This window comes from Streptomyces sp. BF23-19, assembly GCF_041106355.1.
Classification (GTDB): domain Bacteria; phylum Actinomycetota; class Actinomycetes; order Streptomycetales; family Streptomycetaceae; genus Streptomyces; species Streptomyces virginiae_A.
In genome coordinates, this window is record NZ_JBGBPT010000072.1 from 1 (window position 1) to 6,501 (window position 6,501).

A 6,501-nucleotide genomic window follows, 5' to 3' on the forward strand; every position below is an offset into this window, starting at 1 on the left:
CTCCGTCGGGGACAGCCGCGAGGGCGGCGGCGTGCAGGGCGGCCGGGGCGCCGTGATGGGCCCGGGGGCTGCCGGTGAGCACGTACCACTCGTCGGCGTCCTTGTACTGGACGTCGAACCGGACCAGGCCCCCGGCCACCACCGTCGTACGCAGCGTCAGCGGGCCGGTGATCACGCCCACCTCGTCGGTCATCGCGCCGCCCGGCCCGGCGAGCACCTCGTCCTGCCACCGCTGCGGCCGCGTCATGAGGCGCAGGTGTCCAGCATCGTGGTGAGCATCTTCTTCTCCGGTTCGGTGACGGTCAGTCCGTACGTGGATTTCACGGTGGTCCAGGCCCGCCCGTACTGGCACCAGCTCGCCTTGTCCGGAGGCTGCCACAGGTCGGGGCTCTGATCACCCTTGGAGCGGTTCGAGGCCGCGGTCACGGCCAGCAGCTGGGGACGGGTCAGATCGTTGGCGAAGGCCTTGCGCCGCGCGGAGTCCCAGCCGGCCGCGCCCGAGCGCCAGCCCTCGGCGAGCGGCACCATGTGGTCGATGTCCATCTTCCCCGCCTCGGTCACGACCACCCCGTCGTAGAGGCTCTTCCAGTTGCCGGAGACGGCCTTGCACTCGGCGTCACGGGTGACACCGGTGCCGTCGCGCTCGAGGACCACCTCACGGGTGTCGCACTTGTTGCCCTGCTGCGCCCAGTGCGTGAACTTGTCCCGGCTGTAGCCCGCCATGGTGCCGACGGGTGCCACCTTGAGCGCCGCCAACTGGCTGCGCGCCACGGCGGTGCTGACCATACCGGGCAGTACGTCCCCACCGGCCGGTTTGGCGTCGCCGCCGGGTGAGTTCGGCGCCTTCGGCGCCGTGCTCGACGGCGAGCCCGCGGGCGCGGACGCCTTCGGGTCCCCACCGCCCGGCGCCGCCGGATCGGAGCACCCGGTGGCGGCGGCCAACAGCAGCGCCACCAGCACCGCTCCCGGCACACCTATCTGACGTCCCATAACCCCACCCCGAGCCGGTACCGCTCCGCACGCTGTCCCGGAAACACTACCCAGAACCGGACAATCAACCTACCGAGGCCCCTCCGGCGGGCGTTGTCAGTGGCTCTCGCTAGTCTCCCGGCATACCGCAGCTCAGGGGGGTCGGCTTCCCCCTGTCAAGGCTGCGCGGAACCGGAACGGACAGGCGGAGGGGCACGGCTGATGGCATGGCTGGCGGCGGGCGAGGGGTACGAGATCGCCCTGGTGGAGGGACGGGTGGCGGCGAGGTCCGCCACCGGGCGGACGGCGGGACGGCAGTTGAAGACACTGCCCAAGGCCCTGAAGGACCATCCCGAGGTGGACAGGCTGCGCAGGCTGGGCGCCTGGCTCGACCGGCACGAGGCGGCCTGCGCCGCACAGGTCGACAGCTGGATGGTCTCCTCGCTGCCCGTGCCGACCGAACTGCTCGCCCGGGTCTGGCCGGACGAGGCCTGGCAGAGCGCCCTGCGCGACGTGGCCGTCGTCGGCGACGACCCGGACGAGGTGGGCTTCCTGCGGGACGCCACCGCCTCCGGTGAGCTGAAGGTGGTCAACCTCGACGGCGAGACCGTACGGCTCTCCCCGCGCACGGTGACCCTGCCGCACCCGGTGCTGCTGCCCGACCTGGACGACGTACGGGACTTCGCGGCCGAGCTGGGCATCGTGCAGCGGGTCGAGCAGATCCACCGGGCCACCTGGCACAAGCCCACCGAGCTCGCCGCCACCGCCACCGAGGTCCGCGACTACGCGGGCGGGGCCTTCCCCACCCGCTTCAGCCTCGCCGCCCGCGCCACGAGCCTCGGCTACCGGGTCTCCGGCGGCTACGCCACCTGCAAGGTCCGGGACTCCGGATCCGCGACCGAGGCCGCCGTGTGGATCGGCGAACCCTATTACGAGGACGAGACCACCACCGGCGCGCTGAGCTGGCACGACGAGGACGGCCGGGGCGTACGCCTGACCGAGGTCGGACCGGTGGCCTGGTCCGAAGGCATGCGGATGGCCGCGGCGCTGTACGCCGGGCGCACGATCGAGGAAGGCGCGGACGCGTGAGCACCGACCAGGAAGACACCGAGATGAACAAGGCCGAACTGCTGCTCAAGGCCGGCGCCGTACTGCCGCCGGGCACCACCGGCGCCGGCCCGGACGCCGTGGACCTGACCGCGCGTTCCTACCGCCACCCCGGCCTCGGCGACGACCGCGTCGTCGTCCGGCTCGCCCCCGCCGAACTGGGCGCCGCAGAGGACCTCGCCGCCGGATTCCTGGGACTCGTACGGGACGAGGGCGAGCCGCCCGTCGTCGGCCTGAGCCGGCGCCAGGCGCTCGGCTTCCCCGAATGGGTCCTCGTGCACCACCCCGAGGACGGCCACCACGCCCTCGCCGTCGTCCCCGAACTCGACCGGATCGCCCGGCAGGCCAAGACCAAGCCCAAGGCCGCCCTCGACGCCTGCCTCGAACTCGCCGGCCGCCTCGCCGCCTCCGTCCCGCACTTCCTGCCCCTCTTCCACGAGCAGGCCGCGCGCCTCTTCCTCGCCGTCGAGAACACCACCTACGCCGCCCAGCTGTTCGGCCGGGCCCGCGCCGCCGAGGCCCAGTACGGGCTGGACATCGACGAGGACCGCCTCGACGCCGTCTTCCTCGAATTCGCCCTCGTCGGCGCCCTGCCGGTGAAGGTCCTCACCGGCTACGGCAAGGCCCTGGCCGCCCGGGTCACCCCCGCCGAGGCCTACGAACGCTTCCGCCGCCTGTGCGTACGCCGCACCGCCGGCGGGCTGGCGCCCTCCGCCCAGGCCGCCACCGAACTGCGCCGCCTCGCCCGCGCAGCGGGCCTGACCGGCACCGAACCCGAGCAGGACTACCTCGCCGAACTGCTGCCCCTGCCCGCCACCCTGCGCGCCGCGCTCGGCTGGTGGAAGGCCCACCGCGGCGCCCTCGTGGCGCTCGCCCGCCGCGTTCCCGCGATCCGCGGCACCCTCCTCGGACTGACCCCGCCCAGCGGCGACGGCGGCGATTTCACCGTCCTGTGGCTGGAGATCCTGGAGGAGTCCGGCGCCTCGGCCGGCCTCGCCGACGGGGAACTGCCCGCCGAGCAGCGCTGCGCCGACGGCACGGCCGGCTGGCTGGAGCGCTTCCACGCCGCCCGCCACGCCGGCTGGGGCCGCCGCCCCACGCTCCCGCTCCTCCTCGACCTCGTCGAGAACTGCGCCGACCGGCTGCGTACCGAACTCGCCCACCCCGGACGGGAAGCGGGCCTGCGGATCGGCGTCGAGGACGCCGACCTCCTCGACCTGCTGCTCGCCCTGGACGTCCCGGTCGTCGACCCCGAGGCCGGCACCGAGGACCGGCGCCACCGGTACGACCACCTCAACCTGTCCGAGTGGGCCGGCGGCGACCAGCGCCGCGACCTGCTCGCCCTCGCCGCCGACCAGCGCTTCCACCCGGCCTTCCGCCGGGCACTGAGCAACCTGGGCGACGGCAGCGCCGACGTCGTCCGGGCCGTCGCCGCCTCGCCCGGTGGCCGCCCGCTGCTGGCCGAGTGGATGCGCGACGTCGCCCTCGCCTCCACCGCCGCCGGTCTGCCCGGAGTCCCCGACGCCATCGCGCGACTGCGGTGGCTGCCCACCGAAGCCCTGGAACTCGCCCCCGAGGAAGTGGCCGCCGCCGCGGCCGCCGACCTCGCCGAAACCCTCGCCCGTACCCTGCGCGGCGGCCTCTTCGAGGAACTGGCCTGGCCCTCCTGGGAGGAGGCCCTCGACGAGCTGAACCCCGGCCAGGGCCGGGAGGACCTGACCGTGGTGGAGGCCTGGCCGTACCTCATCGTCGCCAACCAGACCCAGGTCCGGGTCATCGACGCCGAGTCCACCGTCCTCACGCACGACCTGCGCGTGCCGACCGGGAACTCGTACAACCACGGCTTCCACTACGTCGACGGTGAACTCCTCGTCTTCTGGTCCTCCTGGAACAGCAACGGGATCCAGGGCTACTGGCACCACTCGCCCGGCACCGTCCTGACCCTGGACACCGACCGCAACCACTGGTCGCTGCGCAGCGACCACCTCTCCCTGCCGCTCCCCGGCGGCGGGCGCGTCACCGGCGGCGGAGTCCTGCACCGCGGCGACACGAAGCTGCCGGACGAGCGGCCCCTGCTCTGCGACGGCACCTCGTACTGGGTGTGGCAGCGCCGCGACCAGCAGAGCGACAGCGGCTGGCTCGAGTACGACCCCGCCGGCGGCACCCACGGGCGCCGGTCCCTGCCCGCGTTCTTCGCCGACGCCCGGCGCGCCGACTCCGACGCGGACCAGCGCACCGGGCAGCACGCCTGGCTGCGGCCCGCGCCCACCGTCCCCGGCTCCGTCCTCGGCGAGCCCACCGACGGCCTGATCGGCTGGCGCACCGTACGCCGCGCCGGCAACGGCTGGGAGGGAGCCGACACCGGCGGCCGCACGGTCGCCGTACCCGAAGGAAACGACGCGCCCGTCGCCGCCCTCGTCTTCCCCGGCGACGACCGGCCCCGCACCCTGTCCCAGAGCTGGCGGGAGCTGAGCATCGGCGACCCGGACGGTGTGGTCACCGCCCGCTCGCGCGACGGCCACCGCCGCCGTTCCGCCTTCGGCACCGGCAGCGTGGACCTTCCGCCGCTGTCGCACTGGTACGCCCTGCGCCCCCGCGACACCGAGGCCTCGGCCGTCCTGCGCGCCGCCGACCGGGAGACGGCGGCCGCGCTCCTCAAGGCCGCCGCCGCGGCCGACAAGGCCGCCGACCTGCCCGACCTCGTCGGCGCGGCCCTGCCGCGGATCACCGCCCCCAAGATCATCGGCGGCATCGTCGAGGTCCTCCGCTTCACCCTCACCCAGCAGAAGGACCTGGACGCGATCGCCGCCCGGCTGCACCCCGACACCACCCCCGTCGAGGAGCGTGAACAGGGTCCCGGCGACCGGCTGATCGCCGACGGGCTCAGCGGCCTCATCGGCTCCCGCTACTACCGTTGGAACGGCGAGAGCGACGCCGTCCACCACACATTGGGCCGACTCGACGCCGCCCGCACACGGATCGACGACGCCCCGGTGCCCGGCCTGCTGCACTTCGACACGCCCGCGCTGCCGTACTGGTCCTTCACCTGGACCCCGCTGCTGGACCAGCCCGCGGCCGTCGCCTACCGCGCCGCCACCGTCGCGCCCACCGACGAGCAGCGGGAGGCGCTGCTCACCCTGCTCGCCGCCGTCGACGCCCTCGGCCTGGACTCGGCCGAAGGCTCCGCGGACCGCTGGCGCCGGGTCCTGCTCCGCCTCGACCGGCAGCACCTGCTCACCCCGGACGGCGAGCGCAACGTCCACCACCGCAGCCTGCTGCCGCTCGGCGGCGGAGCTGTCCTCGCGCTGACCGAGCACAGCGAATCCGTGCCCGAAGGCCACGAGTTCGGTGCCCTGCTGTACGACCCCACCGGCCGGTTCACCGTCCCCGGCCCCTACACCGTGCGCGGAGACGCCTCGCTCGGCGACCGCGCACGCGGCGCCGGCTGGCTGAGCGCGTTCCTCGGCGCGGCCGCCGAGCACGGACCCGTGCCCTTCCGCCCGGAAGTCGCGGAGGAGTTCGCCGAGCTCACCGGAGTCTCTGGCGCCCTCGCCCGCCTGGTGATCGCCGGACTCCCGGACATCGACAGCAACGAACGCAACTTCCTGACCCCGGAACTGCGCACCGCCCTCGGGGTCAAGGCCACCGAGGCCGCGTACGCCCGCGACGAGCTCAGGGGTCTCGACACCGAGCTGCGGCGGGCCGTCGTCGCGGCCCTGCTGCCCGCCGATCCGGCGAAGCTGTGGAGCGAGGGCCCCGACGTCGCCGCCGCCGCGGAACTCTGGAACCGGCGCGTGGGCCGCCGTACCCCCGTCCCCGACTGGCTGGCCACGGAAGCCGCGCGCGCCGTGGGCGGCTCCTGGCCCGCGCACCGCGCCCTGTCCGCCCTGCTCGACCCGGCCGCCTCGCACGAGCTCTCCGTCGACGTGCCCTGGACGGTGAAGGGCGACCATGTGGAACCCGCCGAGCCGGCCTCCGGCCTCTTCACCGTGTCCGTCCTGACCGGGACCGTGGCCATGGCGTCCTGGCTGGCTCACCGGCTGCCCGCGGGGGATTCCGTACGAGCGGCCCTGCCGCCCGTACTGACCGCCGTACGCCAGCGGCTCGCCGCGCCCGAACTGCTCCTGGAGATCGGGCACTACACCAGCCTGCCCGACTTCCGGAAGTCGGCGGGCACCCCGACCGAGACCGGCGAGGGCTACGAGCGCTACGGCGCCGTCGTCATGGCCACCCACGACGACCAGCCCAAGCCCGCACTGCGCCCGGCACTGCTGGACTCCACCGGCTCCGACCCGTACCTGCCGGTGCTGCGCGGCGACGACCAGCGGCCCTCCGCCGCCGAGGCGGCGCTGCGCACCACCCACGACCCGCGCTTCGCCGCGCTGCTCGCCGACCCCGGAGCCCCCGCGGCCGGCGCCGGGGGCG

4 protein-coding genes are annotated in these 6,501 nt (G+C 74.5%); 2 read left to right on the top strand and 2 right to left on the bottom strand.

The features are described from left to right. Together AB8A24_RS31900 and AB8A24_RS31905 are read right to left on the bottom strand one after the other, a co-directional pair. Nucleotides 1–247: hypothetical protein (locus AB8A24_RS31900; RefSeq protein WP_369478255.1), on the bottom strand; the 247-nt coding region annotated here is incomplete at its 3' end. Beyond that, a complete protein-coding gene (locus tag AB8A24_RS31905) occupies nucleotides 244–990 on the bottom strand; it encodes an HNH endonuclease family protein (RefSeq protein ID WP_369478256.1) in 747 nt (248 codons plus the stop codon). The genes AB8A24_RS31905 and AB8A24_RS31900, both read right to left, overlap by 4 nt. 201 nt (nucleotides 991–1,191) lie before the next feature. On the opposite strand from AB8A24_RS31905, the gene AB8A24_RS31910 reads away from it, so the two are divergent. Together AB8A24_RS31910 and AB8A24_RS31915 are read left to right on the top strand one after the other, a co-directional pair. Then, complete coding sequence (locus AB8A24_RS31910; protein WP_328960032.1) at nucleotides 1,192–2,058, top strand: DUF4132 domain-containing protein; 867 nt, start codon at nucleotides 1,192–1,194, stop codon at nucleotides 2,056–2,058. Next, the coding region (locus AB8A24_RS31915) for a DNA-binding protein (protein WP_369478257.1) at nucleotides 2,055–6,501 on the top strand (4,447 nt) is incomplete at its 3' end. The genes AB8A24_RS31910 and AB8A24_RS31915, both read left to right, overlap by 4 nt.

What these genes read in the sequence shown, in the direction of transcription:
- AB8A24_RS31905 (WP_369478256.1), bottom strand. Translation starts at nt 990, where the DNA reads ATGGGACGTCAGATAGGTGTGCCGGGAGCGGTGCTGGTGGCGCTGCTG.
- AB8A24_RS31910 (WP_328960032.1), top strand. Translation starts at nt 1,192, where the DNA reads ATGGCATGGCTGGCGGCGGGCGAGGGGTACGAGATCGCCCTGGTGGAG.